Here is a 377-nt window from a genome sequence, read left to right as displayed (position 1 = left end):
CACTGGGGCAACGCGGTCGCTCAGGCCGAAGTGGCGGCCCACAACATGGTCAGTCCAGGGCCCCTGCGGCGCCCGCACCTCGCCGTCCCGACGTTCTGGTCGACCCAGTTCGGGCTCAACATCAAATCGGTGGGCGTGCCCACCTATTCCGACCACGTGGTCATCGCCCAAGGCTCTCTGGAGGCGCGCCGCCTGGCCGTGGTCTACGGCTTCCAAGGACGGGTCACCGCCGCCGTCACCGTCGACATGGCCAAGTCGCTCGACTACTACAAGCACCTGATCGAGACGGCTGCTCCGTTCCCGCCCCCGCTGGGCTCGGCGGACCGGGCGATCGCTGCCGACATCACGATTCCGTCCGACGTGCCGGACCCGAGCGG

The 377-nt window shown here is 69.0% G+C and carries 1 protein-coding gene; it reads left to right on the top strand.

Annotated features, from left to right (window positions below):
* Positions 1 to 377: oxidoreductase C-terminal domain-containing protein (locus AC1DUE_RS20735; RefSeq protein WP_477041280.1), on the top strand; the 377-nt coding region annotated here is incomplete at both ends.

It is taken from the genome of Cellulomonas sp. P4_A2, from assembly GCF_056402515.1.
This window is presented reverse-complemented; position numbering and strand designations above follow the sequence as displayed.